This is a genomic window from Qipengyuania oceanensis (assembly GCF_009827535.1).
Lineage (GTDB): Bacteria > Pseudomonadota > Alphaproteobacteria > Sphingomonadales > Sphingomonadaceae > Qipengyuania_C > Qipengyuania_C oceanensis.
This window is the reverse complement of sequence record NZ_WTYN01000002.1, coordinates 125,327-150,054: the sequence shown is the minus strand read 5'-3', so window position 1 is coordinate 150,054 and position 24,728 is coordinate 125,327. Positions and strand designations below refer to the sequence as shown.

At 65.8% G+C, this 24,728-nt stretch carries 30 protein-coding genes; 10 read left to right on the top strand and 20 right to left on the bottom strand.

All coding sequences use genetic code 11. The features are described from left to right. Window positions 1-5: 5 nt before the first annotated feature. Both GRI48_RS11385 and ubiA read right to left on the bottom strand, forming a co-directional pair. On the bottom strand, window positions 6-629 hold the full coding sequence (locus GRI48_RS11385; protein ID WP_160676107.1) for an SOS response-associated peptidase: 624 nt from the start codon (window positions 627-629) through the stop codon (window positions 6-8). Next, window positions 629-1,534, bottom strand: a complete 906-nt coding sequence (ubiA, locus tag GRI48_RS11380) for a 4-hydroxybenzoate octaprenyltransferase (RefSeq protein ID WP_160676104.1) — start codon at window positions 1,532-1,534, stop codon at window positions 629-631. The genes GRI48_RS11385 and ubiA overlap by 1 nt, the downstream gene beginning before the upstream one ends. Window positions 1,535-1,573: 39 nt before the next feature. Here ubiA and GRI48_RS11375 point away from each other — a divergent pair, with 39 nt between their 5' ends. From GRI48_RS11375 to GRI48_RS11365, 3 genes are read left to right on the top strand one after another with little or no spacing between them, the layout of a single operon-like run. After that, the gene (locus GRI48_RS11375; protein WP_160676101.1) at window positions 1,574-2,323 is read left to right on the top strand and encodes a 16S rRNA (uracil(1498)-N(3))-methyltransferase; all 750 of its coding nucleotides are present in this window, start codon (window positions 1,574-1,576) and stop codon (window positions 2,321-2,323) included. A gap of 37 nt (window positions 2,324-2,360) precedes the next feature. Beyond that, the gene (locus GRI48_RS11370) at window positions 2,361-3,731 is read left to right on the top strand and encodes a glutamate--cysteine ligase (protein ID WP_160676098.1); all 1,371 of its coding nucleotides are present in this window, start codon (window positions 2,361-2,363) and stop codon (window positions 3,729-3,731) included. A 14-nt stretch (window positions 3,732-3,745) separates the two neighbouring features. Continuing rightward, window positions 3,746-4,045, top strand: a complete 300-nt coding sequence (locus tag GRI48_RS11365) for a putative quinol monooxygenase (protein ID WP_160676095.1) — start codon at window positions 3,746-3,748, stop codon at window positions 4,043-4,045. Between the two features lie 25 nt (window positions 4,046-4,070). Here GRI48_RS11365 and GRI48_RS11360 read toward each other — a convergent pair whose 3' ends face one another. The 4 genes from GRI48_RS11360 to GRI48_RS11345 all read right to left on the bottom strand — a co-directional run bounded on the left by GRI48_RS11360 (window position 4,071) and on the right by GRI48_RS11345 (window position 8,331). Continuing rightward, on the bottom strand, window positions 4,071-5,408 hold the full coding sequence (locus tag GRI48_RS11360) for an outer membrane protein assembly factor BamB family protein (RefSeq protein ID WP_160676092.1): 1,338 nt from the start codon (window positions 5,406-5,408) through the stop codon (window positions 4,071-4,073). A 13-nt stretch (window positions 5,409-5,421) separates the two neighbouring features. Continuing rightward, entirely contained in the window at window positions 5,422-6,210 is a 789-nt protein-coding gene (locus GRI48_RS11355; RefSeq protein WP_160676089.1) for a tetratricopeptide repeat protein, read from the bottom strand. A gap of 145 nt (window positions 6,211-6,355) precedes the next feature. Then, window positions 6,356-7,471 carry a glycosyltransferase gene (locus GRI48_RS11350; protein WP_160676086.1) on the bottom strand — a complete coding sequence of 372 codons (1,116 nt, stop codon included), beginning with the start codon at window positions 7,469-7,471 and terminating at the stop codon, window positions 6,356-6,358. Continuing rightward, entirely contained in the window at window positions 7,468-8,331 is an 864-nt protein-coding gene (locus GRI48_RS11345) for an alpha/beta fold hydrolase (RefSeq protein WP_160676084.1), read from the bottom strand. Before GRI48_RS11345 ends, GRI48_RS11350 begins: the two co-directional genes overlap by 4 nt. A 71-nt stretch (window positions 8,332-8,402) precedes the next feature. Between GRI48_RS11345 and GRI48_RS11340 the strand changes: the two genes are divergently transcribed. Further along, window positions 8,403-9,809, top strand: a complete 1,407-nt coding sequence (locus GRI48_RS11340) for a protein adenylyltransferase SelO family protein (RefSeq protein ID WP_160676081.1) — start codon at window positions 8,403-8,405, stop codon at window positions 9,807-9,809. Between the two features lie 122 nt (window positions 9,810-9,931). Continuing rightward, window positions 9,932-11,347: a succinylglutamate-semialdehyde dehydrogenase gene (gene astD, locus GRI48_RS11335; RefSeq protein ID WP_160676408.1), complete on the top strand. Its 1,416-nt coding sequence runs from the start codon at window positions 9,932-9,934 to the stop codon at window positions 11,345-11,347. A 118-nt stretch (window positions 11,348-11,465) separates the two neighbouring features. Here astD and GRI48_RS11330 read toward each other — a convergent pair whose 3' ends face one another. Next, on the bottom strand, window positions 11,466-11,933 hold the full coding sequence (locus GRI48_RS11330; protein ID WP_202389322.1) for a glycine zipper 2TM domain-containing protein: 468 nt from the start codon (window positions 11,931-11,933) through the stop codon (window positions 11,466-11,468). A gap of 193 nt (window positions 11,934-12,126) precedes the next feature. Between GRI48_RS11330 and rarD the strand changes: the two genes are divergently transcribed. Next, a complete protein-coding gene (rarD, locus tag GRI48_RS11325) occupies window positions 12,127-13,023 on the top strand; it encodes an EamA family transporter RarD (protein ID WP_160676078.1) in 897 nt (298 codons plus the stop codon). Here the strand turns inward: rarD and pyrC are convergent. Continuing rightward, window positions 13,020-14,066 carry a dihydroorotase gene (gene pyrC / locus GRI48_RS11320; RefSeq protein WP_160676075.1) on the bottom strand — a complete coding sequence of 349 codons (1,047 nt, stop codon included), beginning with the start codon at window positions 14,064-14,066 and terminating at the stop codon, window positions 13,020-13,022. The genes rarD and pyrC overlap by 4 nt on opposite strands. A gap of 37 nt (window positions 14,067-14,103) precedes the next feature. Here pyrC and ygfZ point away from each other — a divergent pair, with 37 nt between their 5' ends. Next, entirely contained in the window at window positions 14,104-14,859 is a 756-nt protein-coding gene (gene ygfZ, locus GRI48_RS11315; protein ID WP_160676071.1) for a CAF17-like 4Fe-4S cluster assembly/insertion protein YgfZ, read from the top strand. Here the strand turns inward: ygfZ and GRI48_RS11310 are convergent. Next, the gene (locus GRI48_RS11310; protein WP_160676068.1) at window positions 14,834-15,442 is read right to left on the bottom strand and encodes a TetR/AcrR family transcriptional regulator; all 609 of its coding nucleotides are present in this window, start codon (window positions 15,440-15,442) and stop codon (window positions 14,834-14,836) included. The genes ygfZ and GRI48_RS11310 overlap by 26 nt on opposite strands. Window positions 15,443-15,556: 114 nt before the next feature. On the opposite strand from GRI48_RS11310, the gene GRI48_RS11305 reads away from it, so the two are divergent. Next, entirely contained in the window at window positions 15,557-16,435 is an 879-nt protein-coding gene (locus GRI48_RS11305) for a metal-dependent hydrolase (protein WP_160676065.1), read from the top strand. A gap of 51 nt (window positions 16,436-16,486) precedes the next feature. Here GRI48_RS11305 and GRI48_RS11300 read toward each other — a convergent pair whose 3' ends face one another. The 3 genes from GRI48_RS11300 to rplU all read right to left on the bottom strand — a co-directional run bounded on the left by GRI48_RS11300 (window position 16,487) and on the right by rplU (window position 18,044). Next, entirely contained in the window at window positions 16,487-17,050 is a 564-nt protein-coding gene (locus GRI48_RS11300; RefSeq protein WP_237451914.1) for a GNAT family N-acetyltransferase, read from the bottom strand. Window positions 17,051-17,243: 193 nt separating this feature from the next. Further along, window positions 17,244-17,513, bottom strand: a complete 270-nt coding sequence (gene rpmA, locus GRI48_RS11295; protein ID WP_160676063.1) for a 50S ribosomal protein L27 — start codon at window positions 17,511-17,513, stop codon at window positions 17,244-17,246. Window positions 17,514-17,525: 12 nt separating this feature from the next. After that, the gene (rplU, locus tag GRI48_RS11290) at window positions 17,526-18,044 is read right to left on the bottom strand and encodes a 50S ribosomal protein L21 (RefSeq protein ID WP_160676061.1); all 519 of its coding nucleotides are present in this window, start codon (window positions 18,042-18,044) and stop codon (window positions 17,526-17,528) included. A gap of 185 nt (window positions 18,045-18,229) precedes the next feature. Here rplU and GRI48_RS11285 point away from each other — a divergent pair, with 185 nt between their 5' ends. Both GRI48_RS11285 and GRI48_RS11280 read left to right on the top strand, forming a co-directional pair. Further along, on the top strand, window positions 18,230-18,745 hold the full coding sequence (locus tag GRI48_RS11285) for a hypothetical protein (RefSeq protein ID WP_160676059.1): 516 nt from the start codon (window positions 18,230-18,232) through the stop codon (window positions 18,743-18,745). Window positions 18,746-18,763: 18 nt separating this feature from the next. Further along, complete coding sequence (locus GRI48_RS11280) at window positions 18,764-19,456, top strand: Crp/Fnr family transcriptional regulator (RefSeq protein ID WP_160676057.1); 693 nt, start codon at window positions 18,764-18,766, stop codon at window positions 19,454-19,456. Between the two features lie 9 nt (window positions 19,457-19,465). Here GRI48_RS11280 and GRI48_RS11275 read toward each other — a convergent pair whose 3' ends face one another. The 8 genes from GRI48_RS11275 to thrC all read right to left on the bottom strand — a co-directional run bounded on the left by GRI48_RS11275 (window position 19,466) and on the right by thrC (window position 24,702). After that, window positions 19,466-19,900 carry a hypothetical protein gene (locus GRI48_RS11275; protein ID WP_160676055.1) on the bottom strand — a complete coding sequence of 145 codons (435 nt, stop codon included), beginning with the start codon at window positions 19,898-19,900 and terminating at the stop codon, window positions 19,466-19,468. 78 nt (window positions 19,901-19,978) lie between these two features. Continuing rightward, entirely contained in the window at window positions 19,979-20,449 is a 471-nt protein-coding gene (locus GRI48_RS11270) for a molybdenum cofactor biosynthesis protein MoaE (protein ID WP_337190821.1), read from the bottom strand. Further along, on the bottom strand, window positions 20,442-20,684 hold the full coding sequence (locus GRI48_RS11265; RefSeq protein ID WP_160676051.1) for a MoaD/ThiS family protein: 243 nt from the start codon (window positions 20,682-20,684) through the stop codon (window positions 20,442-20,444). Before GRI48_RS11265 ends, GRI48_RS11270 begins: the two co-directional genes overlap by 8 nt. After that, window positions 20,681-21,685 (bottom strand): GTP 3',8-cyclase MoaA, encoded by a 1,005-nt coding sequence (gene moaA / locus GRI48_RS11260; RefSeq protein ID WP_160676049.1) that lies wholly within the window; start codon window positions 21,683-21,685, stop codon window positions 20,681-20,683. Before moaA ends, GRI48_RS11265 begins: the two co-directional genes overlap by 4 nt. Window positions 21,686-21,689: 4 nt before the next feature. After that, window positions 21,690-22,025, bottom strand: coding sequence for a Rossmann fold domain-containing protein (locus GRI48_RS11255; RefSeq protein WP_160676047.1), 336 nt, complete (start codon window positions 22,023-22,025; stop codon window positions 21,690-21,692). Window positions 22,026-22,030: 5 nt separating this feature from the next. Then, complete coding sequence (locus GRI48_RS11250) at window positions 22,031-22,402, bottom strand: dihydroneopterin aldolase (RefSeq protein WP_160676045.1); 372 nt, start codon at window positions 22,400-22,402, stop codon at window positions 22,031-22,033. 9 nt (window positions 22,403-22,411) lie between these two features. Then, a complete protein-coding gene (locus GRI48_RS11245; protein WP_160676043.1) occupies window positions 22,412-23,302 on the bottom strand; it encodes an RsmD family RNA methyltransferase in 891 nt (296 codons plus the stop codon). Continuing rightward, a complete protein-coding gene (gene thrC, locus GRI48_RS11240; RefSeq protein ID WP_160676041.1) occupies window positions 23,302-24,702 on the bottom strand; it encodes a threonine synthase in 1,401 nt (466 codons plus the stop codon). The genes GRI48_RS11245 and thrC overlap by 1 nt, the downstream gene beginning before the upstream one ends. Window positions 24,703-24,728 lie beyond the last annotated feature (26 nt).

Genomic DNA, 24,728 nt, shown 5'->3' with positions numbered 1-24,728 from the left:
TTTGTTCACAGGAGTCGTGCCTGCGTTGCCCCGCCCGCCCAGGGTTCTTCTGTGCGATCGAGCACGAGATCGCCTTCCCAAGGCTTGCACAAGGCCAGGGCTTCTTGCGGCGAGCCGTCCGTCCAGGTCGTGTGATCCTCGCCCGCGAGCAACACCGGCATGCGCGTATGGCATTCCGCCGCGGCCCCGCAGGCATCGGTCATCACCATCGAATAGACCTCGCCCCATTCGTCCGATTGCCGCCAGACGCCCGCGACCGCGAACAGGTCCGCGTCCGGCCGGGTGAGCCAGGTGCGCGTCTTGCCGCCCTTCGGCCCTTCGGCCTCGGCCCATGCGGTGACAGGGATCAGGCAGCGCCGTTCTTCGAAGCTGTAACGCCAGAAGAAACTCTCGAGCTTGTCGGTACGCGCGTTGTTGACCGGCTTGGGCTTGAGTGGCTGACCCTGCTTGCCCTTCATCTGCAACGGGAAGCCCCAGGTCATCTGCTTGACGATCCCCTCGGCGACCACGGCACCGGGATAACCGGGATAGACCTCCGAGCCGAAATTGGCCCCGCCCAGCCCGTCGATCGCCTCGAACCACTTGGCGACTTCGGACGCGCTCTTGGTCATGCGGTAGAGATTGCACATCAGGCGTTGCCGACCACGAAGCAGGCGGCCGCGACCAGCGCGCCCGCCATGCGGTTGGATCGGAAGCGGGCGAGCGGATTGTCCGGGTCTTGCGGATCGAGCGTCGAGACCTGCCACAGCAGGTGAAGCGCGGCCGGAACCAGCGCCAGCAACGCGATCCAGTCCGCTCGATACAACCAGAAGGCAAGCGCCCATGATGCGACCGACAGTGTGTAGAAGATACCCACCCCGGCCTTGACGCGCGCGCCCATGCGCAGGGCCGAACTGCGAATGCCGACCAGCGCATCATCCTCGCGGTCCTGGAGCGCGTAGATGGTATCGTAGCCGATGACCCAGCACACCGCGCCCGCGTACATGGCGGCGAGCACGTCCCAATTGTCCCAGCGCAGCGCGGCCCAGCCGACCGGCAGCCCCCAGGTGAAGACCATGCCGAGCCAGGCCTGCGGCCACCAGGTGATCCGCTTCATGGAAGGATAGGCGGCGACCAGCGCGATACTCGCCAGGGCGACGAGCTGCGCCTCCCACCGCAGCTGGAGGAGGACGACCAGGCCCACCGCGCACAGCGCCAGCAACCAGATCCATGCCAGCTTTCCCGAGACGCGCCCGCTCGCGACCGGGCGGCTCGCCGTGCGCGCCACCTTGCGGTCGAGATCGGCGTCGACGATGTCGTTGTAGACGCAGCCCGCGCCGCGCATCGCGATGCTGCCGACGAGCAGCCACGCGACCAGCGGCCATTGCGCGCCGCCCCCTGCTAGCCAGACGCCCCAGGCGCAGGGCCAGAACAGCAACCACCAGCCGATCGGCCGGTCGAACCGCGCCAGCTGCGCAAGATCGCGCGGCAGCTGCGGCAGACGCGCGACCAGCCCGCGATGCTGGGTGTCGGGAACGATATCCTGGGCGGACATGGCTTGCCTCCTACCGTCCCGATGGCCAACAGGGAAGCCATGCCCGCAACGCCCGCCTGGCCCCCGAAAAGCGCGCCGCGCCTGTTCGTATCCGAGGAACTGGCCGAGGGAGGCATGGTGACGGTGGACGGGAACCAGGCGAGCTATCTCGCCCGCGTCATGCGGCTCGGCGAAGGTGACGCGGTCATCCTGTGCGACGACCTCACCGGCGAATGGGTGGCGAGAGCGCGCGAGGTCGGCAAGCGGCAGGTGACGCTCGAAGTCGGCGAGCGGCTGCGGGTGCGGGAGGCCGTGCCGGACTTCTGGCTGTGTCCGGCCCTGCTCAAGAAGGATCGCTTCGACCTCGTCCTCGAGAAGGGGACCGAACTCGGAGCCGCCCTGATCCAGCCGGTCGTGACGCGGCGGTGCGTAGCCGACAAGCTCAACCTCGACCGGGCCCGGACCATCGTGACCGAGGCGGCCGAACAATGCGCGCGGACTGCACTTCCCGAAATCGCCTCGCCGGCAAAGCTCGACGCGTTGCTGCGCGACTGGCCGGCAGACCGTGCGCTGTTTTTCGCCGACGAGACCGGCGGCGCCCCGGCGCTCGACCAGTTTGCGAGTCATCCACCCCCCGCTGCCCTGCTGATCGGACCCGAAGGCGGCTTCGACGACGCCGAGCGCGAGGCGATTCGGGCGCACCCCAATGCCCACCCCATCACCCTCGGTCCGCGCATCCTGCGCGGCGAGACCGCCGCGATCGCTGGGACCGCCGCCTGGATGGCCGCCAAGGGCGATTGGTCGAAATAGCTTTGCACGCCGCATTCGGTTTCCTAATGCCACCGGCATGAGCACAAGGGGCATCTCGGACGCTGACGATCCGGTTATCGAGTCGCGCGATCAACTCATCGCGCCGATGGCGAACGGGGAGAAGCCCAGGCAGGCCTGGCGCATCGGGACCGAGCACGAAAAGCTCGTCTACAAGGATTACGATCACCACGCGCCCGCCTATGACGAGCCATGCGGTATCCGCGACATCCTGCTGAACTTGCAGGACTTCGGCTGGCATCCGATCGAGGAAAACGGCAAGGTCATCGCCATGGGCGGCGACGACGGCACGGTCAGCCTCGAACCCGCCGGCCAGCTCGAACTGTCGGGCGCACCCCTCGAGAACCTCCATCAGACCTGCGCCGAAACCGGCCGCCACCTGACCCAGGTCAAGAAGATCGGGGAGCGCTGCGGCGTCGGTTTCCTCGGCCTCGGCATGTGGCCCGACAAGACGCGCGACGAGCTGCCGATCATGCCGAAAGGTCGATACGAGATCATGATGCGGCACATGCCGCGGGTCGGCACCCTCGGCCTCGACATGATGCTGCGTACCTGCACGATCCAGGTGAACCTCGATTACGGCAGCGAGGCGGACATGGTGAAGAAGTTCCGCACCAGCCTGGCCTTGCAACCGGTCGCCACCGCGCTGTTCGCAAATTCCCCCTTCACCGAAGGCAAGCCCAACGGTTTCCTCAGCTATCGCAGCCACATCTGGTCGGACACCGACCCGCACCGCACCGGCATGATCCCCTTCGTCTTCGACGAGGACTTCGGTTACGAGCGTTACGTCGATTACATGCTCGACGTGCCGATGTACTTCGTCTTCCGTGACGGGAAATACATCGATGCCGCGGGGTTGAGCTTCCGCGACTTCCTCGAGGGTAAGCTATCCGTCCTGCCGGGCGAGAAACCGACGCAGAGCGACTGGTGGGATCATCTTTCGACAGCCTTCCCTGAAGTTCGCCTCAAGAGCTTCCTCGAAATGCGTGGTGCCGATGGCGGCCCGTGGAGCCGCATCTGCGCCCTGCCCGCGCTGTGGGTCGGCCTGCTCTACGACGATGCCGCTCTCGATGCCGCCTGGGAACTGGTCAAGGACTGGTCGCTGGAAGAGCGCGAAGAGCTGCGCAATACCGTGCCGAGGCTTGCTCTCGATGCACCCATCCCCGGGGGCGGGCGGCTGCAGGACCTCGCACGGGACGTGCTCGCGATCGCGAGACAGGGACTGTCGGCCCGCGCGCGCCTGAACGAGAGCGGCGACAACGAAACCGGCTTCCTTGAAACGCTCGACGAGATCGTCGCCAGCGGCAAGGTCCCGGCGCAGCGCCTGCTCGACAAGTATCACGGTGAATGGAACGGCGACATAAGTCGCGTGTACAAATACAGTTTCTGAGGGAGAGAGAGACGATGATCCTGGTTGTGGGAACGGTGCGTGCGCCGGGCGGCAAACTTGCCGAACTGAAGGGCGCGATCGAGACGATGATCGCCGAAACGCTCAAGGAAGACGGCTGCATCCGTTACGCCTTTGCGCAGGATCTTCTCGATCCCGACGTGATGCACGTATCGGAAGCGTGGCGGGATCTCGATGCGCTGAAGGCGCATGGCAAGTCCGCTCACATGGCCGACTGGCGCACGGCAACCGCCGATGCAGGGATGACCGATCGCGATATCCGGATGTATACGACCGACGAGGGCATCGCGCTCTAGGGCGCGAAACCCGCCGTCAGCGCATTCAACGCCAGGCCGTGATCCGGCCGCTGTCGTCGAGGATGTAAAGCGTACCCTCGGCCACGATCGGCGCGAGCGAAACCGAATCCTTGATATCGGTAAACATCGCGGCGGAACCTTCGCCCGTGCTGATGCGGTAAATCTCGCCTTCGCTGCTCGCGACCCACAGCTGGTTTCCGGCAAGCACCGGACCGGTCCAGAAGATCGGGCCCTTCTTGTCTTCCTCGTCGCGGTAACGCGCGAGCTGGGTGATCCACCGCACCTTGCCGGTGGCCCGCGCGATCGCAAGCAGGCGGGCATCGTCGGTCAGCGTGAAGATCCACTCGCCGGCGATGGCCGGGGTCGAGATCCCGGCAAGATTCAGTTCCCAGATGCGCTGGCCGGTGGTGAGCTCGTAGGCGGCCATGCGTCCGCCCTGCCCGAGCGCATAGACGCGGCCGGCATCGATGATCGGATCGGCGTCGATGTCTGCAAGAGTTCCGACCTGGGTCGAGATCGAGGTGCGCGACAGGGCATCGGTCCACAGGACGCGACCGTTCTCGTAACGATAGGCGGCGAGCTCGCCCGAGGAGTAGCCGGCGATGACCGTACCTTGTCCGGCAGCGGGAGCGGCGACACCGAACACGCCGGCCTGCGAAGCGGACCCCGATTCCTGCCATTTGAGCTTGCCGTCGGCCGCATCGAGGGCGAAAATCTGGTTGTCCTGCGACGTCACGTAGACGGAGTTGAACGCGATCGTCGGCGCACCGCGCAACGGGCCGCCGGGCTTGACCTTCCACAATTCGGCACCGGTGTTCGCATCCATTGCCAGGACGTCGCCCGCGCCATTGGTGGCGAAGACGCGCCCGTCGGCATAGGAAACCCCGCCGCCGAAAGCGGTCGCCTTGAGCCCGCCGTCGAGCTCGGTGCGGTGGTTCCACAGGCTCGCTCCGCTCGAAGCATCGAATGCGTGGATGACGCCATCGGTGTCGACGGCATAAAGCTTGCCCGCGCCGACTACGGGCGATGCGGCCAGGCGGCGGCGCTCGCTCGAACCGGCGATCTGCGTGGACCACGCCCGCACCGGCATCTCGGCCAGCGCGAGATGGCCGGAGGCCTTGCCAGCGGTGCCACCCGCCTGCGCCCATTCGCTATTGCGCTGGGCCGCGGGCAGGACGACCGGAACGCCGACGAGATCGGGATCGACCTTCGCGCCGCTTTCGATCTTCGAGAGGACCGGAATACGATCGCCCAGAGTCGGCGTGCTCTTGGGATCCTTCTTGCCGAACAGCCCGCCGCCGCAGGCAGCGAGCGACAGGGCGAGACTGGTGGCAAGGGCGTAACGGAAATGGCGCATCGTCATGGTCTTCCTGAAATTATTGCGGCGGCAGCTGGGCGGGACCGCCCGCAGCACCGGCCTGCTCTTCGAGCACCGCGTCGACATCTTCGATCGCGTCGACGCCGAGGATGCCGGCCATCTGCCGGCTGCGCGACCGCAGTGAATTGGGAACATCGTCCGACTTGGCGATCTCGGCGAAGAGCGTACCGGCCTGTCGGCGGTCACCCTTTTCGAGATAGGCCATGGCAACGAGTTCGCCCGCACTGCCGAACCACGGGTTGCCCGGGACGGCCAGCGGCTTGAGGCGGGTAATCACCTCGTCGGCCCCGGCCTTGTCGAAAGTCAGCGACAATTCGCGGATCGTCGCCAGATTGCGCAATTGCTCGGGAGCGTCACCGTCCGCCGCAACTGCGGCGAACAGCTTTGCAGCTTCGTCGGGCTTGCCGCGATCGGCGGCAATCCCTGCCTGGAGCATCCGCGCGATGGTCGCCGGGCCGTCGAAATCCGAGTTCGCAACACCGTCGAGCGTGGTCGAGGCAGTATCGAAATTGCCAGCCTGCAACTGGTCGAGCGCCGCGACGATCTGTTCGGAATCCTTTTCCATCTCAGCGTCCTGACGGCTTTCCCAGAAGAGATAGCCGCCGAATGCCACGAGGCCGAGTACGACGGCGGCAACCAGCGGCTTGCCGTATCTCTGGGCGAATTCGCCGAACTGCCCCTGGCGATAGGCATCGTCGACTTCACGCAGCAGTGCCTCGCTCTCGGCTGCCTGCTGCTTGGCGCGCTTGTCGTTCGGGTTGGTCTGGGTGGTCGGTGTCAGGGCCACTTAGGGCAGGTCCCGCTTGCTGGAATTGGATGTCGCGCGTCTTTAGGCATGGTGCCGGATTAGGGCAATGGCTTCGCGAGTTTGCTCAACCGCCGTGTCTGCGAGCGTGGTGTCGCCAGCACCGTGAACCCGCCATGAAGCCCGCTCATCGCTGCCGCAGGCCGATGGCGCTCGTGTACAGCCTGCGGTGTGCGGCGATCATCGCCTTCAGGTCGTGCCGGTCGCGCGCCTGGACGCGATTGGCCTCGCCGCTTGCCTCACTCAGGGCGTGGTCGCCCGCCAGCGTACCGAGCGCAAAGCCTACCTCCTCGCGATCGGAGAAGCGGATCGCGAATTCGCGCGAGGGCTCCGGCAGCAGCGGCGCGGCATAGCTGTCGAGCCCCGCAAGGATCGGCAGCCCCGACGCCATCGCCCGGATCGCATCGACCGGTGCTGTTCCGGATGCATCCGGAAAGACGGCACAATCGAGCAACCCGATCGCTCTGCCGTCGGGCGCGAGCGGCCCCGGCACATGGACGCGGTGCGCGATGCCCGATTGCTGTGCCTTGTCACGGAAGGCGCGGCTGTTCGACACTTCTCCGAAGGCGACCAGGTGCCAGTTGTCGGTCAGCGATGCGAATGCCGCGAGCAGATTGTCGAGCAGAGGCCCGTGCGAGAAATCGGTGACGGTCCCGATCCACTTTTCGTCCGGCCGCTTGAGCAGGCGCGGCAGGAGATCGGCTGGCGCGGGCTTTCTCCACGGCACCAGGTCGATACCCAACGCGATGTCCTTCACCCGTCCGATGGGCTGCTGCCATGCATCGAGGGCAGCCTCCTCGATCCGCTCGTCCGGAACCACCAGTCCGGCTGTCCGGCCGAGCGCGATCCGCCGATACCAGTCGGCCCGCCCGGTGCGCACGGCGTCCTCGCTTTCGTGATGGATCAGCGGCGGCAGCGTGAACGCCGTGCCGAAAGCGGTATGGGCCATCACCGCGTTGAGCGCGCCGTAATCGTACGTGCAGACCAGATCGTAGCCGAGCGTGGCCTTGGCGAGCTTCTGCAGCCGCCCGAGCGTGGCGAGGCCAGTGACCTGCGGAAAGGAAGCCAGCTTCCGGAACGGTGATGGGGACGGGTCGTCGTCGCCGGCGATCGTGACGAGGTCGTGGACGAAATCGCCGCCCAGCCCGCGGACGACCGCGACGGACCTGTCGGCGGCGAGCCCGCAGGGAAAACGGCTGTGGATGTGCAGGATACGGCTTTTGCCGCCGGACGAGCTGCTCATGCGATCTTCGCAAGCAGCCGGTCGAGCGCGGCGACCGCATCGGGCTCGTCGAGCGTCGGCGCATGGCCGACTCGCGGCACGGTGACGACCTCCATTTCCGGATTGCGCCTTTGCATCGCGGCCACCGTCTGGGCCGAAAGCAATGTCGACAGCGCGCCGCGCACCAGGGTCAGCGGCCGCCCGGACAGCGCATCGAAAGCAGGCCACAGGTCTGGCGCCGGCGCGTCCGGATCGGCGGCATTCAAAGGCTCTGCGATGTCCATATCGTAGTCGAAAGAAATACGCCCGCTCTGGCCCAGCACCATCGTGCGCTTGGCGAGCGCCAGCCAGTCCTCCAGCTCGAAGTCGGGGAATGCCTCCTGCTGCACTTCCTGAAGCGCGCGGGCCGCATGAACCCAGGTCGGAAAGCTGCGCTGGTGACCGAGATACCCGCGGATATGGTCGATCCTGGCCTGTTCGATCACCGGTCCGACATCGTTGAGCAATGCGCCCGCGATCCGGTCCGGCGACGTCTGGGCCATCAGCATCGTCAGCAACCCGCCCATCGACGTTCCGACCGACACCACGCGCTCGACGCCTTCCTTCTCGAACAACAGGGCGAGGTCCGCAAGATAGACGGGCGCGGCGTAACTCATCGGGTCCTTCGCGTGTTCGCTCAGCCCGCGGCCGCGCATGTCCGGAACGATGATCCGCCAGTCGCCCGCATGGCGGCGGGCAAGGTTCGCGAAATCGCGCGAATTGCGCGACAGGCCGTGCAGGCACAGCAGAACCGGTCGATCCGACCTTCCGTCATAGTGACGATAGTGCAACGAAAGCCCGTCGGCGCTGTCCCAGTATCGGTTCTCGAAATTCTCTTCCATCGCGTCGAGCGATCCTCCGGCGCCATTGCTGACCGGTTGCCAAGGCCACCGTGCGTCCCCACTATCGCGGGATGAGCGCCGAACCGCAAGCCGCCGCATACCGGCCAGAGACGCCGATAGCAGAGCTTGCCGGATGGCTCGCCGATCCCGTCGCGCCCGCCGATTTCCCCGAAACCCGACTGCGTTTCCGCAACAGGCGCTGGGACGGGGCGGTCGGCCTCGATGCTCTTACCGATGAGCAATGGGTGAAGCATTTCGGGCGGTTCGACGCGCTTCCCGGGAACCTGCCCCAACCGCTCGCACTGCGTTACCACGGCCACCAGTTCCGCGTGTACAACCCCGAGCTCGGCGACGGACGCGGCTTCCTGTTCGCGCAGCTGCGCGATGGCGACGACCGGTTGCTCGATCTCGGCACCAAGGGGTCCGGGCAGACGCCCTACAGCCGCACTGCCGACGGCCGGCTGACTCTGAAGGGCGGCGTGCGCGAAATCCTCGCGACCGAGATGCTCGAAGCGCTCGGCGTATATACGTCCAAGACTTTCTCGATCGTCGAGACGGGCGAGGCGCTGGAACGCGGCGACGAGCCCTCGCCCACCCGCTCTGCAGTGATGACCCGGCTCAGCCATGGTCATATCCGCATCGGCACCTTCCAACGGCTGCTGGCGCTCGACGAGCGGGAACACATGGCCGCTCTGGTCGACTATTGCCTCGCCCAGTTTCCCGGCCCGCCGCCACCGGCGGATGCACCGGGTCGCGACGAGCCGGCGGTCGTGCTGATGCACCAGGTGGTCGAGCGGCTCGCCGACCTCGCGGCCAGCTGGATGGTCGCGGGCTTCGTCCACGGCGTTCTCAACACCGACAACATGAATGTTTCGGGCGAGAGTTTCGATTACGGTCCGTGGCGCTGGCTGCCGCAATGGGATGCCGGGTTCACCGCTGCCTATTTCGATCAGTACGGGCTCTACGCCTTCGGTCGCCAGCCCGAAGCCCTGCACTGGAATTGCGGACAGTTCGCGGTCGCCCTGCGCTTGCTGGTCGACGCGCCGCCGCTGATCGCGGCGATGGAGCGCTTCGGCCCGCTCTACATGGAGGCGTTGTCGCGGCGCTGGGTGTGGCGCATGGGCCTCGTCTCGCGTGGCGCCGAGGCAGACGCGATGCTCGTCGCCACCTGCGAAAAGGCACTGCGCGAAAGCGGAATGCAGCCCGATGCGTTCTTTCATCGCCACCGCTTCGGGCGCGATCCCGATGGACTGCTGGGCGATGCGGCGCAGGAATATCAACCGCTAGCCGGCGACCGGTCCTACTGGGACGAAGAGCCTGCCGAATCGATGCTGATCGACGAGGTCGAAACGATCTGGTCCGCCATCGACCAGGGCGACGACTGGCAACCACTGCACGACAAGGTGGAGCGCATCCGCCGCCTTGGGAACGCGCTTGGACCGGCACCCGCCCCCGCCGGTCACACGCAGGATGGATAAGCAATAACCCTTGGCGCCGCGGCTCTTCCACGGGCTGCGTCGCATATCATTGGCAAAGCCCCGCCCGCTATGGCAAGGGCCCTTCCCACGAGAGATACATGTCCGATACACAACCCGATACCATGTCTTCCGAACAGATCGTTTCGCTCGAACCGGCCACCGGCAACGAGGTCTTCCGCGGTGACGCGGGCGACGTCGACATGGCTGTCGGCACGGCGCGCGAAGCGTGGTTCTCCTGGTCAGCCGAACCGCTCGCGGTACGCATGGAACTGCTCCGCCGCTTCGCCAACGAAGTGCGCAAGCAAGCCGAGCCGTTCGCCGAACTGATCGCGCGCGAGACGGGCAAGCCCTTCTGGGAAGCCAAGACCGAAGTGGAAGCGGTCATCAACAAGGTCGAGATCTCGATCAGCGCCTATGCCGAGCGCACCGGGATGAAGAAGCTCGACAGCGCGTTGCAGGGCACCGCATCGGTGCGGCACAAGTCGCATGGCGTGCTGGCGGTGCTCGGCCCCTATAACTTCCCCGCGCACCTGCCCAACGGCCACATCGTGCCGGCACTGATCGCGGGCAACACGATCGTCTTCAAGCCGAGCGAGAAGACACCCGCATGCGGCGTGTTCCTAGTGTCATGCATGCATGCCGCCGGCATTCCCGAAGGTGCCGTCCAGGTCCTGATCGGCGGACCGGAAGAAGGCAAGGCGCTGGTCGGGCACGAGGATATCGATGGGGTGCTATTCACCGGCTCCGCGCGCGCCGGCATTGCGATCAACCGCAAGCTGGCGAGCAATCCCGGCAAGATCGTCGCGCTCGAAATGGGCGGCAACAACCCGATCGTCGTCATCAAGACGCCGCAGATCCAGGACACGGCCGTCACGATCGTGCAGTCGGCCTTCACCACCGCCGGCCAGCGCTGCACTGCCGCGCGTCGCCTGATCGTCACCGACGAGATGTACGAGCCGGTCGTCAACGCGGTGAAGGCGTTGGCGGACCGCATCATCGTCGGCGAGCCCTTCGCAGAGCCGCCGCCCTTCATGGGGCCGGTGATCGACAATGCGACGGCCGAACTACTGATGGAAAGTTTCCTCGCGCTGTTGTCGCGCGGCGGCAAGGCGATCCGCCACATGACGCGGCCGAACGACGACCTGCCGTTCCTCACGCCCGGCATCATCGACACGACCGACATCGCGGACCGACCCGACATCGAACTTTTTGGACCGCTCCTGCAGGTCATCCGCGTGCCCGACCTCGACGCCGCGATCGCCGAAGCGAACAACACGCGTTTCGGCCTTTCGTCCTCGCTCGTCGGCGGACAACCGGAAGATTTCGAGAAATACTTCGCCGCCGCGCGTGCCGGCATCGTCAATTGGAACCGCCCGACCAACGGCGCTTCCTCGGCCCAGCCGTTCGGCGGGATCGGGCTTTCCGGCAACCATCGCCCGGCCGCCTTCTACGCTGCCGATTACTGCGCCTACCCGGTCGCCAGCACCGAAATGAACACCCCGAGAGCCTCGCTCGGCGTCGGCTTCACCGAAGGCTGACCGGCCCACAAAGTTGAAGACGCCCCTCGTCCGGTAGACGAGGAGCGCCTTCCGCGGCCCGGTGGAAGCCGCGCTTGCGACCACGGGTGGGCGTGGCCGAAGCTTGTAGAACTCTAGGTCAGCGGCAGCGCGACCCGCCGCGATCGATCTCCCGGCCGAGCAGCGCACCGCCCGCCGCACCAAGGATCGCGCCGAGCGTGCGATCGCCGCGCCCGGCGATCTCGTGACCCGCCAGGCCGCCGACAGCAGCGCCGATCAGGAGCCCGGTCGTGCCGTTTTCCTTGCGGCAGTAATAGCGGCCGTCGTCGCCACGCCAGACACGGGTGCTGCGATAGACCGGCTCGTCGTAGCCGCGATAATCGCGGTAATCGCGCGAGCCATAACTCTGGTAATAGCGGTCGCGGTCGCCGCGGCCGCGCTTCCATTTCTTCTTTTTGTCATGGTCGAAGGTCATGGTCTGCATCGCGGAGTGGTCCTGCGCAGCGGCAGCCTGGTGCGCGGCGGGCGCAGCCGAAGCCGGCATGGCGAGGAGAAGTCCGGGAGCGGCCAGCGCGAGGGCGGTGGTCCTGAGCGAGAATTGCGACATGTTTCTATCCTTCGATCTGTGACGAACCACCGACTCGTTCGCTTCGATTTGTTCATAACTAAACGCGCTTTGCTGAACAGAATGCAACGCGAATGTCAGATTTCGGATTTGCGACGAGCCGACATTCATCCGTAGACGAACCGTTGTCATGCCGGCACTTGCGGCACGTCGACGCCGCGCCTACCGGCCATGAGTGACCGCGCCATCCCCCCGATCCGCCCCTCCCGGGCTTCCCGAAGCCTTCGGAGCGTATCTGATCTGGGGCTTCCTGCCGCTCTATCTGCTGTTCGTGAAAACGGTGCCGCCCGTGGAATTCGTCGCGTGGCGAATCGTCTGGACGCTGCCGCTGTGCCTGCTGATCGTTGCCGTGCGCAGGCAAGGCGCCGACCTGCGCGCCGCGCTGTCCGATGGCCGTGCCCTGCTGACGCTGGTGGCCAGCGCTACCCTGATCGCGGTCAACTGGCTGGTCTATGTGTGGGCGATCCAGAACGGCCAGGTCTTCGCGGCCAGCCTCGGCTATTACATCAACCCGCTGGTCAACGTCCTGCTCGGAACGCTCGTGCTGGGCGAGAAGCTCTCGCGCCTGCAATGGCTGGCGGTATGCGTCGCCGCCATCGGGGTCGGCATATTGCTGGCCGGCGCGATCACGACCCTGTGGATCAGCCTGGTGCTGGCGCTGTCATTCGGAACCTACGGCCTGTTGCGCAAGCAGGTCGCGGTCGGCTCGCTGCCGGGCCTGACGATCGAATCGGCTGTGCTTCTCCTGCCGGCGGCTGCAACCGCCCTTTGGTTCGCCCAGACGCCCGGCGGATCGTCCTTCGGCAACGACCTGTCGCTCAGCCTGCTGATCGTGCTCGGCGGCGTGCTCACCGCCGTCCCGCTGCTGCTGTTTGCGATCGCCGCGCGCAAGATGGACTATTCGACGCTCGGCATGATCCAGTTCCTCGCCCCGACGATCGTCTTCGTCCTGGGCCTGACCGTGTTCGGCCAGCCACTCAAGCCGGTGCAACTGGCAAGCTTCGTCCTGATCTGGATCGCGATCGCGATCTTCGTACGCGATCTCGTCGGCAGGCCGCGGCCAGCCGCCTAGTCCGCGATCGTCCAGGCGAGCGTCTCGCCTGCATGAAAGGGCACGATCTCGGTCCCGTTGGCGTCGAGCGCTGCCGAAACCGTCACCGGCTTCCGGTGCAAGGTGATCTCGTCCTCGTTGACCGGCAGGCCGTAAAAAGCCGGACCATTGAGCGAGGCGAAGGCCTCGAACCTGTCCAGCGCGCCCTCTTCCTCGAACACGGCGAGATAGCTTTCGAGCGCATGCGGCGCATTGAAAATGCCAGCGCAGCCGCAAGCCGATTCCTTGTCGCCCTTGGGATGAGGGGCGCTGTCGGTCCCGAGGAAGTATTTCGCCGAGCCCGAAGTCGCGGCGCGGCGCAGCGCCAGCCGGTGCTTCTCGCGCTTGGCGACCGGCAGGCAGTAGGCGTGCGGTCGCATCCCGCCGACGAGCATGGCGTTGCGGTTGATGTGCAGGTGCTGCGGCGTGATCGTCGCACCGACATTCGCAGGGGCAGCCTCGACGAAATCGACTGCCTGCTGCGTCGTGATGTGCTCGAAGACGATCTTGAGGTCCGGCAGGCGGCCGACCAGCGGGGCGAGCGTGCGGTCGATGAACACCGCTTCGCGGTCGAAGATGTCGACTTCGTGGTCGGTCACCTCTCCATGGATCAGCAGGGGCATGCCGATCTGTGCCATCCGCTCGAACACCGGCATCAGCTTCTCGATGTCGGTCACGCCGTGCGCGGAATTGGTCGTCGCATTGGCCGGGTAGAGCTTGGCCGCCGTCAGCACGCGCTCGGCAAACCCGCGCGCGAGATCGTCCGCGTCGGTATCGTCCGTCAGATACGCGGTCATCAGCGGCGTGAACGAGAGCCCGTCCGGGATCGCGGCGATTATCCGCTGGCGATAGGCGGCGGCGGCTTCGGTCGTGGTCACCGGCGGCGAGAGGTTGGGCATGACGATCGCGCGCGCGAACTGGCGCGCGGTGTAGTCGACGACTCCGGCCATGATCGCGCCATCGCGCAGGTGAACATGCCAGTCGTCGGGCCGGCGGATGGTCAGGGAATCGGGCGTGTCACTCATGGCTTGCCTATGGCGCGCCCCTGCCTATCTGTCACCCATGACCGCTTCGCCCGCCCATCGCCTGTTCGACCGCGCCGTGGTGCGGATTTCGCCCCGCGACGCGGACGAGGATGTCGCCGGTTTCCTGCAGGGGCTGGTAACCAATGACGTGACGGGCGTGCTGCCCGCCTATGCCGCCTTGTTGAGCGCGCAGGGCAAGACGATGTTCGACTTCCTCGTATGGCCGGGCGGCCGGGATCTGCTGATCGATTGCGAGAAGGCTGCCGCGGAAGATCTTGCAAAGCGGCTCTCGTTGTACCGCCTGCGCCGGGCGATCGACATTTCCGTCGATGAGGGTCTTGGCGTGTACTGGCAGAAAGAACCAGGTGACGGCGGTGCGAGCGACCCCCGGCTCGACGGTCTGGGCCAGCGGTGGATCGCGCCGGTTTCCCAAGACGACCGCGGAGCCGATGCCGAGTGGACGGCGCACCGGCTGGCGCTCGGCGTACCCGAAGGCCGGGCCGAGATGGCCGACATCCTGTGGCTGGAGACCAACGCGGTCGAACTGAACGGCGTGAGCTTCTCCAAGGGCTGCTACATAGGGCAGGAGAACACGGCGCGGATGAACTGGCGGCAGAAGGTCAACCGGAGGCTGGTCGTCGTTCCGCTGGGACAATCGGACGAGAAGCACCGCAGGCACGCGCATGGTTCGCTCGGCCTCGCAATCGATCACCTGCGGGTGGAAAAGCTGGACGCCGCCACGCTGCCGGCCTGGCAGCGATCGGCAATCACTTCTGCGGAACAGGCTGGCTGACGCTTTCGATCGAGCGCAGCAACATTCGCTCGGCCCGGTTGCGCGCCGCATCGAGCGGCAGGTCGAGCGACTTGGCCAGAGCCTGCCCCATCAACGCATTGCCGAGCGCCATCAGTACCAGCGCGAGCGTATCCTCATGGACCCGCATGATGCCTTCGTGATTCCCCGCTTCTTCGGGTGCGATTTCGTCGACCAGTGCGTGGATCGTCTCGACGATGGGAGTGATCGCGTCTTCGTTGCCGGTCAGCAGCATCCAGCTGGCGAGCGCGCCGGCCCCTTCCTTGTCGAATGCGTCGAAAGCCAGGTCGACCACCTCGCGCGGCTGCCCCAGGCCCGCCCTGCTGGCGCGCACCGCTTGGATGATCGTCTCGCACACCGTCTCGGTGAGATGACGGGCCAGTTCCTTCTGCAGTCCGGCCGCCGAGCCGAAGTGGTGGAGCAGGTTCGCATGGGTCCGCCCGATCCGCCCGGAAACGGCTTTCAGCGTGACTGCCTGGGGCCCGGATTCGATAAGCAGCGCCCGCGCCGCCTCGAGCGCCGCGGTCCGGGATTCGTGCGGGGAAAGTCGTTTTCTCGATGCCATCACGCTCTTCGCTATCCGATCTGGCGGTCAATGCAAGGCCGCGCTAGTCGTTATTGACATCAATGTCAGTAACGCTTATTTACACCCTTGTAAGTTATTTCAACGGAGCATTCCATGAACGCCCTCACCCCCGTCCCGGCCGCCGCTGCGCGCACCGCGCCGACCCCCGAGGACCTGACGATCACAATCCGTGACGAGCGCTTCAACCGCGACAGCACTCCGCGCAAGTGGTGGGCAGGCGAGCCCTTCGGCACCGCTTGGCACAACGCCCTTTCGGCCACTTTCCCGCGCGGAGAAGCGTTCTTCATCGAAGCGGTCAAAGCCCACCGCGAAGGCGCGGATCCCAAGCTCGAAGCCGAAATTCGTGCTTTCGTGAAGCAGGAGATCAACCACACGCGCGAACACATCGCTTTCAATCGTCTCGCCGAAGACCACGGCTACGACATCAAGGCGATCGACACGCGCGTTGCCGAACTGCTCGCGCTGACCAAGAACCGGCCCGCCATCGCCAACCTCGCCGTGACCATGGCGCTGGAGCACTACACCGCGATGATGGCTGCCGAATTCCTGGCCAACCCGGCGCATTTCAAGGATGCCGATCCGGAAGTGCGTGCGATGTGGCGCTGGCACTCCGCCGAGGAAATCGAGCACAAGGGCGTCGCATTCGACACCTGGAACCACGCGACCCGCGACTGGACCGCGTGGCGCCGGTGGAAGGTCCGCAGCCTGGTGATGCTGACCGTGACCACGCGCTTCTTCAAGAATCGTTGGAAGGATTCGCTGAACCTGCTCGAACAGGACGGCATTACCGGCTGGAAGGCCAAGTGCGGCCTGTTCAGCTATCTCGCTTGGAAGCCGGGCATCGTGCGCCGGATCTTCCCGGCATGGCTCGCCTACTTCAAGCCGAATTTCCACCCGTGGGATCACGACGATCGCGAGCTGATCGGCCTTTACGAAGGCGAGTTCGCCGACGCCCTCATGCCGGCCGAGTAAGGCCCACCCGAATATCAGGACGAGCGCGCGCCGCCCGATTGCCCACGGCAGTCAGGCGGCGCGCTTCAGTTCACACGGCGGTCGGCCCTCCGAAGCATCGAGTTCGAACTCGATCGAGGGCACCTCGCAGCCACGCGCTACGCTGAACCGCCTGGCGATCTCTCCGGTGGGAACGAAGCCTGCGTTGCGCAGGACCTTGCCCGAAGCCGGATTGTCGACGAAGTGTCCGGCCCTTATCCGCGCAATCCCGTGCGCTTTCGCCACGCCGATCACCGCCCGCGCCGCTTCGGTCGCATAGCCCTGGCCCCACCATTTGCGAGCGATCCAGTAGCCCAGTTCGGGCTCGTCATCCTCGTCGAAATGCAGTCCGCACATGCCAACGACCTCGCTGCCGTCGTCACCAGGTAGCGTCAGCAGGAACCGCGGCAAGGCGTCGGTTTGCGGCATGGAGAGAAACTCGACCGCGTTTTGGAGCGAATAGGGCCATGGCGCCCGCGCGAGATTTCGCACGATCGCTTCTTCGCCGATCCCGGCGGCCACCGCCGGGGCATCCTCGATCCACGCGGGGCGCAGGAACAGTCTTTCGCTGCGATGGAACATTGCTTCTCTCCTCATCGCCATGCGCCGTCCTCCTACAGCGGGCACATGGCATCTGCATGACGCCGGAATCACCGGATTCCGACAGCGGTTTGTCAGAGGGAGAAACGACAAGAGGGAGACGGGTCGGCCCCATCTCCCTCTTCGTCTGCCGGTCGTTAACCTGGCTGGGACCGATCCGTCTGGACGGTCCCGTTATCGGATCGTCCGTTTATTCCGCGGCTTCCGCCATCATGTCTACGGAGACATACTTACGGCCGAGCTTACCCGAGTGGAATCGGACGACACCGTCGGCGAGCGCGAACAGCGTGTGGTCCTTGCCCATGCCGACATTGGTCGCTGGGTAGAACTTGGTGCCGCGTTGGCGCACGATGATGTTGCCGGCGACGACGTTTTCGCTGCCGAACTTCTTCACACCGAGACGACGACCGGCCGAATCACGACCGTTACGCGACGAACCGCCTGCTTTTTTATGTGCCATGGTCCGGAGTCCTTACTTCTTGTCTTCGGTCTTCTTGGCAGCCGCCTTCTTGGCGGGAGCCTTTTTCTCGGCGGCCTTCTTCGGCGCTGCATCCTTCTTGGGAGCGGCCTTCTTCGCAGCGGGCTTCACTTCCGAGGAAACCTTCTTCGGCGCAGCCTTCTTGGTTTCGACCTTGGGAGCGGTGTCCGCCTTGGCTTCTTCCTTCTTCGGCGCGGCCTTCTTCTCGGCCTTGCTGTCGCCGACGGCGGTGATGCGCAGCAGCGTCATCTGCTGGCGATGGCCGTTCTTGCGCCGGTAGTTGTGGCGGCGGCGCTTCTTGAACACGATGACCTTTTCGCTCTTTGCCTGAGCGATGATCTCGGCCGAAACGGTGACCTTGGCGGCATCGGCGATATTATCGCCCTCGCCAGCCATCAGGACATCGCCCAGCGTAATCGTGTCGCCGGCATCGCCAGCGAGCTTTTCAACCGCAATCTTGTCTCCGGCGGCAACCCGGTACTGCTTGCCGCCCGTACGCACTACAGCGAACATGGTGCTATTCTCTCAATCAGTTTGCTTGTCCGGCTCCTCGTGAAACCGGCGCGCCCGAGGCCCCGCGAAGTTCGCGGGCTCTCGAAAGAAGCGTGCCGTTAAGGGAAGCCGCCTCCCAAGTCAACAATCGTGGGGCGGATTTTCTGCCACTGGCAGCGCTGCCCATTGCTGCTAAGGACATGCGCATGAGCCTGCGCAATCTCAAGTCGTTCTCCACGATCGGCCTGTTGGCCATGCTGGCCGGCTGTGCCAATTCGGCCGGCAGCTATCCCTCGCTGGAAATGCGCCCGGGCGAACGGGTGAGCGGCACTTTCGAGCCGCCCGCTCCCGAGGCGCCGCCTCCGCCGCCCGCGGTCGCAAGCGCGGAGCTCGTAGCACGTCTTGCCGAATTGCGCGCAGAGGCTTCGGCAGCCCATGGTGATTTCCTCGAGGCAGCGCCCGGAGCCCGCAGGCGGGCCAGCGCCGCCGCCGGTTCGGCCATCGGAAGCGATAGCTGGGCCAGCGCACAGGTCGCCCTTGCCGATCTCGATTCGGCGCGCAGCCGCGCCGCCGTCCCGCTGGGCACGCTCGACATTCTCTACGTCGATGCCAGCATCGCCAACGAGGCGCGCAGCGAAATCGACAGCGTCCGCAACGCGGTGATCGCGATGCTGGAGGAAGAGGATGCGGTGCTTGCGCAGTTGCGCGCGAACGTCCGATGATCGCTGGATGAGCGCGCGATGAGCCTCGCCTGCGAGACATGCCCGGTACGCGATCGCGCAGCCTGTGCAGTCCTGGACGAGGAGGAGCGCGAGGCTCTGGCATCGATCGGCCGGACGCGCACGATCCGGCGCGGGGAGATGCTGTTTGCCGCCGGCGACGAGGAGGCGGCGTGCGCCACTCTGGTCAGCGGCGCGCTCAAGGTTTGCTCCACCGGCGAGGAAGGCGACGAGCGGATCCTGGCGCTGATCCATCCAGCGGGGTTCGCCGGCGAGCTGTTCCAGCCGTTCGCGCATTACGACGTCGTCGCGCTCTCCGACAGCAAACTGTGCACTTTCTCGCGCAAGGACATGGAGAGTGCGATCGAGCGCTATCCGGCGCTCGGCCTCGCCCTGCTTCGCCGGTCGCAGGAAGATCTCCACGCGGCGCGAGGCCTGCTGGACCTGACCGGACGCCGCGATGCGAAAGCCAGGGTGGCGGCGCTGATCCTGGGCATGGCCCGTGCAGCGAGCGATTCGCCGTGCCATCCGGCCGGGCGATTCGAGCTGCCGCTGACCCGCGGCGAAATGGCCAATCTGGCAGGTCTGACGATCGAAACCGTCAGCCGACGCCTGACCGAACTGGAAAGCGACGGCATCATCACGCGCAAAGGGGCGCGCGGGATCGTCCTTGCGGACCCCGCGCGCCTGGCGGCTATTGCCGGGACGGCCTGACCCTCTCCATCAGACCAGTGCGGCGATCACCACCACTACCAGGCCCCAGCACACGATCAGGACCGGCAGGACGAGAACCTGGGCCATCGCCTCGCCTGCACTCAACCGGCCGGTCAGCGTCGCGATTCCCTCGTTCGCGAACTTGCCCCAAGTGAGCGGCTTGCTGCGGTTCTCCGGCTGCATTTTCGTCCAGATCATCGGCAAGCCGAAGCCGGCGACGATGAACAGGGCGAAGATCGCCATCGGGATCGCGAGGCCGGGATTGCCGAAGCCTGCGAACATCACTGCCAGGAAGCCGAGGTACAGTCCGACAGTCGCCTTGTAGGCAATCGGCGGCAATTCGAACGTGCGGTCGGTTTCGCGGGTGGGCTTGCCGGCGGCCTGCAGGGATTCGTGAACGATGGCCTGGTCGGCGACGAGCTGACGGTCGAAATGCTTGGACATGGCGTGTGCTCCTTTGTGTCGGGAGCCTTTTTGCAGGCACTGGCCCGCAAGGGTTTGACGCCGATCAAACCGCGATGATTATTTCTGCCACCTCGCCAGGTCGGCATGATCGGTCGCGCGCGGTTCGATCCAGTGCCATCCATCCGCCCGGCGTTCCCGCTTCCAGAACCACGCGGCGCTTTTCAGATGATCCATGACGAAATCCGCGGCCTCGAAGGCATCGCGGCGATGGCGTGCCGCGGCCGCGACCAGCACGATGGCCTCGCCGGGAGTCATCACGCCGACCCGGTGCCAGGCGAGCATCCCGTGCAGCGACCATCGCTCCAGCGCCGCTTCGGCAATCTCGCGCATGCCGGCCAGCGTCAGCGGCGCGTAATGCGTGAGTTCCAGGGCCTTTACCGCTTCGTCGGGGCGCACCTTGCCGGTAAAGCTGACCACTCCCCCCGCCTCCGGGTGGGCGGCGTTGAAGCCCGCCAGTGCCTCGCCGACCGAGAGCCCGCTCTCGAGCACGCGAATGTCGAGCGGGATTTCTATGCCGAGCCTAGCCACCGCTGACCGGCGGCAGCAGCGCCACCTCGTCTCCGTCCCGCGCGTCGAGCGCGGTCTTGTCGGACAGGACCTTGCCTCGACAGGCAACATTGACCCGTGCCTCGCGCAATTGGTCGGCCACGTCCGGACCCACGGCGGCGAGCAGTCCCTGCCAGTCGAGCGGGGCCGGTACTTCCATCTCCGCCTGCGCCGCCATGTCGCGCAACGGACCGAGGAAGACCACCGTCACGCTCATCCGCCGGTCACGGACATGTGACGCGGCTGAGCGGGCGCAGCGCCGCGTTGGGAAATGTCGAAGTGATGCCGCTCGGGCTTGATTCGCATTGCCTGGTCGAGCGCAGCAGAGAGGTTGCCGTCGGGGTCGTCCGAACGGAGCGCGGCGCGCAGGTCCACTCGCTCGCCTCCTCCGAGGCACGGATAAAGCTGGCCGGTCGCGGTCACGCGGATGCGGTTGCACCCGGCGCAGAAATTGTTCGTCAGCGGCGAGATCAGCCCGAGTCGTCCGCCGGTCTCGGCAATATCGAAATAGCGCGCCGGCCCCCCGGTAGCGTGGTCGGAAGGGGTGAGAGTCAAGCGTCGTTCGAGTTCATCCGTCACTGCTGTCAGCGGCAGGAAATGATCGACCCGGTCGCCTTCGACCTCGCCCAGCGGCATGACCTCGATCAGCGTGATGTCGTGGCCCTGTCCATGCGCCCATTCGATCAGCCGCGGCAATTCATGCTCGTTGACGCCCCTGAGCGCGACGGTGTTGATCTTGATCGCAATCCCGGCTGCCTTTGCCGCCGCGATCCCGTCGAGCACCTGCGGCAACTGGTCGCGCCGAGTCAGCGCCGCGAACCCGTCGCGATCGAGCGTGTCGAGCGAGACATTGATCCGTCGGATGCCGGCATTCGCGAGATCGGCTGCCAACTGCGCAAGCTGCGTGCCGTTGGTGGTCAGCGTCAGTTCGTCGAGCCCGTTGCCGACATGCCGGCCGAGCGCACGAACAAGTTCGATCACGTCACGCCGGACAAGTGGCTCGCCACCGGTCAGCCGCATCTTGTTGATCCCGCGTGCCATGAAGCCGAGCGCCATGCGGTAAATTTCCTCAAGCGTGAGGACTTCCGCTTTGGGCAGGAACTGCATGCGTTCGGGCATGCAGTACTGGCAGCGCAGGTCGCAGCGATCGGTGACCGACAGGCGCAGGTAACTGATCCTGCGATCGAATGCATCGACGAGAGGTGCCAGGCTTGCCATGCCCTCACTCTGCCGGATCGGAACGCTCTTGGCCATCGGTCTCGAGATACTGCCCGGTCACGCCCGGCGCACCTGCCAGATAGGCTAGCGTCGCCGCGACCCGTGCGGAGTCGCTCCCGCCGACCACGTTGACCCTCTTCGGCGCGTGGGCCCGGGCCATGTCGCGGGCAAGTGCGCGCCGCCAGTCGCGGTGATCGTAGCTCGCGGCGGGCAATACGATGGCGAGCGCTTCGACCTGCCCGAGTTCTGCCTCGGCGCGCTCGATCCAGTCGGCATGGAAAGCCCGCGCTGCGGCCAGCGCCTCGCCCGGCAGATCGTCGACCCGAAGCTCGCCCTGCATGGCGTTCAGCGCCGTTCGCGCCGCAGGGTGATGCCGATCTTCTCGCCCGCCTCTGCAATGGCCAGCTTCACGATCTTCACCGTCACCGCGAGCACTCGGTCATCCTGGAGGAACAGCGTCTCGCAGACGTGATCGGCGACTGCCTCGATCAGCTTGAAGTGAACCCCTTCGGGCAGCGCGTCGCTCGCCGCGAATTTCAAGTCCATGTAGTTCTTGCTCGCGTCGAGCGGCGTGTCGGGGGTGTAGCGATCGGCGACCTTCATTTCCGCCTGGATGGTAAAGCGCAGCGGCTGGGGCTTGCCCGTCTCTTCGGAATAGATGCCTGTCAGGACATCCTGTTCGAAATCTGCAACTTCCAGGATCAGCGAATCGGCCATCGGCGCCTCTTAGCGGGGATTGGACCAGCGCGCGAAGATCGCGGTCGGCAGGATGCGGCCATCCTCGCCGGTTTCACGCACGGCCAGGTCGCCATGCTCGATCTTCCCCGGCAACGCCGCAAGCGCCTCGCTCAGAAGGCCGGCAATCGAAAGGCTGCTCATGCGCACCGCGTAGACGGTGAGAAAGAGGAAGCTGCTACCCTCGTCGAGCAGTTGGCGGCAATCGCGGATCAGGTCCGGCAGGCCCTCCTCCAGTCGCCAGGTTTCGTTTTTCGGGCCGCGCCCGAATTTCGGCGGGTCGAGGATTATCCCGTCGTAGCGATTGCCCCGCCGGACCTCGCGCGCGGCGAACTTGCCCGCATCGTCGACCAGCCAGCGGATCGGCTTGTCTTCCATACCGGAGAGCACGGCGTTCTCGCGCGCCTGCGCGACCGATTTCTTGCTGGCATCGACATGCGTCACCTTGCCGTGGCGGCTGAGAGCAAGCGAACCGACGCCGGTGTAGCCGAACAGGTTGAGCGTCTCGGCATCCTCGCGTTCGGACAGCCGATCGCGCATCCATTCCCAGACCGGGGCCATATCGGGAAAAAACTGGAGGTGGCGAAAGGGGGTCGGCTGGGCCGTGAAACGGGTTTCGTTCCACGATAGGGGCCAGCCGTCTTCGGGCAGCCGAGTCGCGAATTCCCAGCGCCCGCCGCCATCCTCGTCAGCGCCGGGAAGGAATTCGCCATCCGCCTGCCAATCGCCCTGGCGCGGTTGCCACATGGCCTGGGGTTCGGGCCGGATGAAGCGATAGGCACCGAAGCTTTCGAGTTTGCGCCCGTTTCCACTATCGAGCAGGCGATAGCCGTCCCAGCCTTCGCCGACCATCAGCAGCGGTTGTTCGACCAGCTCCGCCATCAGGCGACCGGCGTCGCCCGCTCGGCCACGAACGCGGCGACCGCATCGTAATCGCCGGAAAGCTCGGTGAAGGCTTCTTCGCGCGAGAAGAGGTCGCCGATCCGGCTCGGCAGCGAAGGCCGCATTCCGGTCGCCCGCTCGACCGCGTCGGGAAATTTCGCGGGATGCGCGGTCGCCAGCGTGACCACCGGGATTGCCGCGTCGACGCCGGCTTCGCGCGCAGCGTGGAGGCCGATCGCGGTGTGCGGATCGACGATTTCGCCGCCTGCATCGCAGGCCCACCGCATCGCGCGCGCCATTTCGTTCGCATCCGTTCGGCAGCTCGAGAAAAGCGCGCCTGCGCCGTCGCGCTGGGCATTGGTCAGCCGCATCGCCTTCGATGCTTCGAACCCCGCCATCTGCTCGGCCATGGCAAGGCCGTCGCGCCCGCCGACATCGAACAGCAGCCGCTCGAAATTGGAGCTGACCTGGATATCCATGCTGGGCGCGGCAGTCGGGGTGACGGTGCCTTGCGAATAATCGCCGTCCGATAAAGCGCGGTGCAGGATGTCGTTGACGTTTGTCGCGACGATCAGCCGCTCGATCGGCAAACCCATCCGAGCAGCGACATGGCCTGCGAACACGTCGCCGAAATTCCCGGTCGGCACGCTGAACGCGACCTTGCGTTCGGGAGCGCCCAGCTGCAGCGCGGCCGCGAAGTAATAGACGACCTGTGCGACCAGTCGCGCCCAGTTGATCGAATTGACCGCGCCGATGTGGAAGCGCCCGGTGAGCGCCTCGTCGCGGAACATGCGCTTCACCATCGCCTGCGCATCGTCGAAGCTGCCCTCGATCGCGATGTTGTGGACGTTGGGCGCGCGCACCGTGGTCATCTGGCGGCGCTGGACGTCGCTCACCCGCCCCTTCGGGTGAAGCATGAAGATGTCGATCTTCTCGCGCCCAGCCACCGCGTCGATCGCCGCGGATCCGGTGTCCCCGCTGGTCGCGCCGACGATCGTCAGATGATCCTCGCGCCGGGTCAGGAAGGTCTCGAACAAGAGGCCGAGCAACTGCAGCGCGACGTCCTTGAATGCGAGCGTGGGGCCGTGGAACAGTTCGAGCAACCATTGCTGTTCGTCGAGCTGTTTCAACGGCGTGACCGCCGCATGGGCGAATCGGCCGTAAGCCTCCGCGCACAGTGCGCGCAACTCGTCGTCGGTCAGGCTGTCGCCGACGAAGGGGGCGATGATCCGGGTGGCGAGCTCGGCATAGGGCAGGCCGCGCATGGCCGCGATGTCCGCGTGCGAGAACTGCGGCCATTCGGCCGGCACGAACAGGCCGCCGTCGCTGGCGAGACCGGCGAGTGTCGCGCCTTCGAAATCGAGCGCCGGGGCGCTGCCGCGGGTGGAGACATACTGCATATCGGCTGCGCGACTAGCCGCGCATC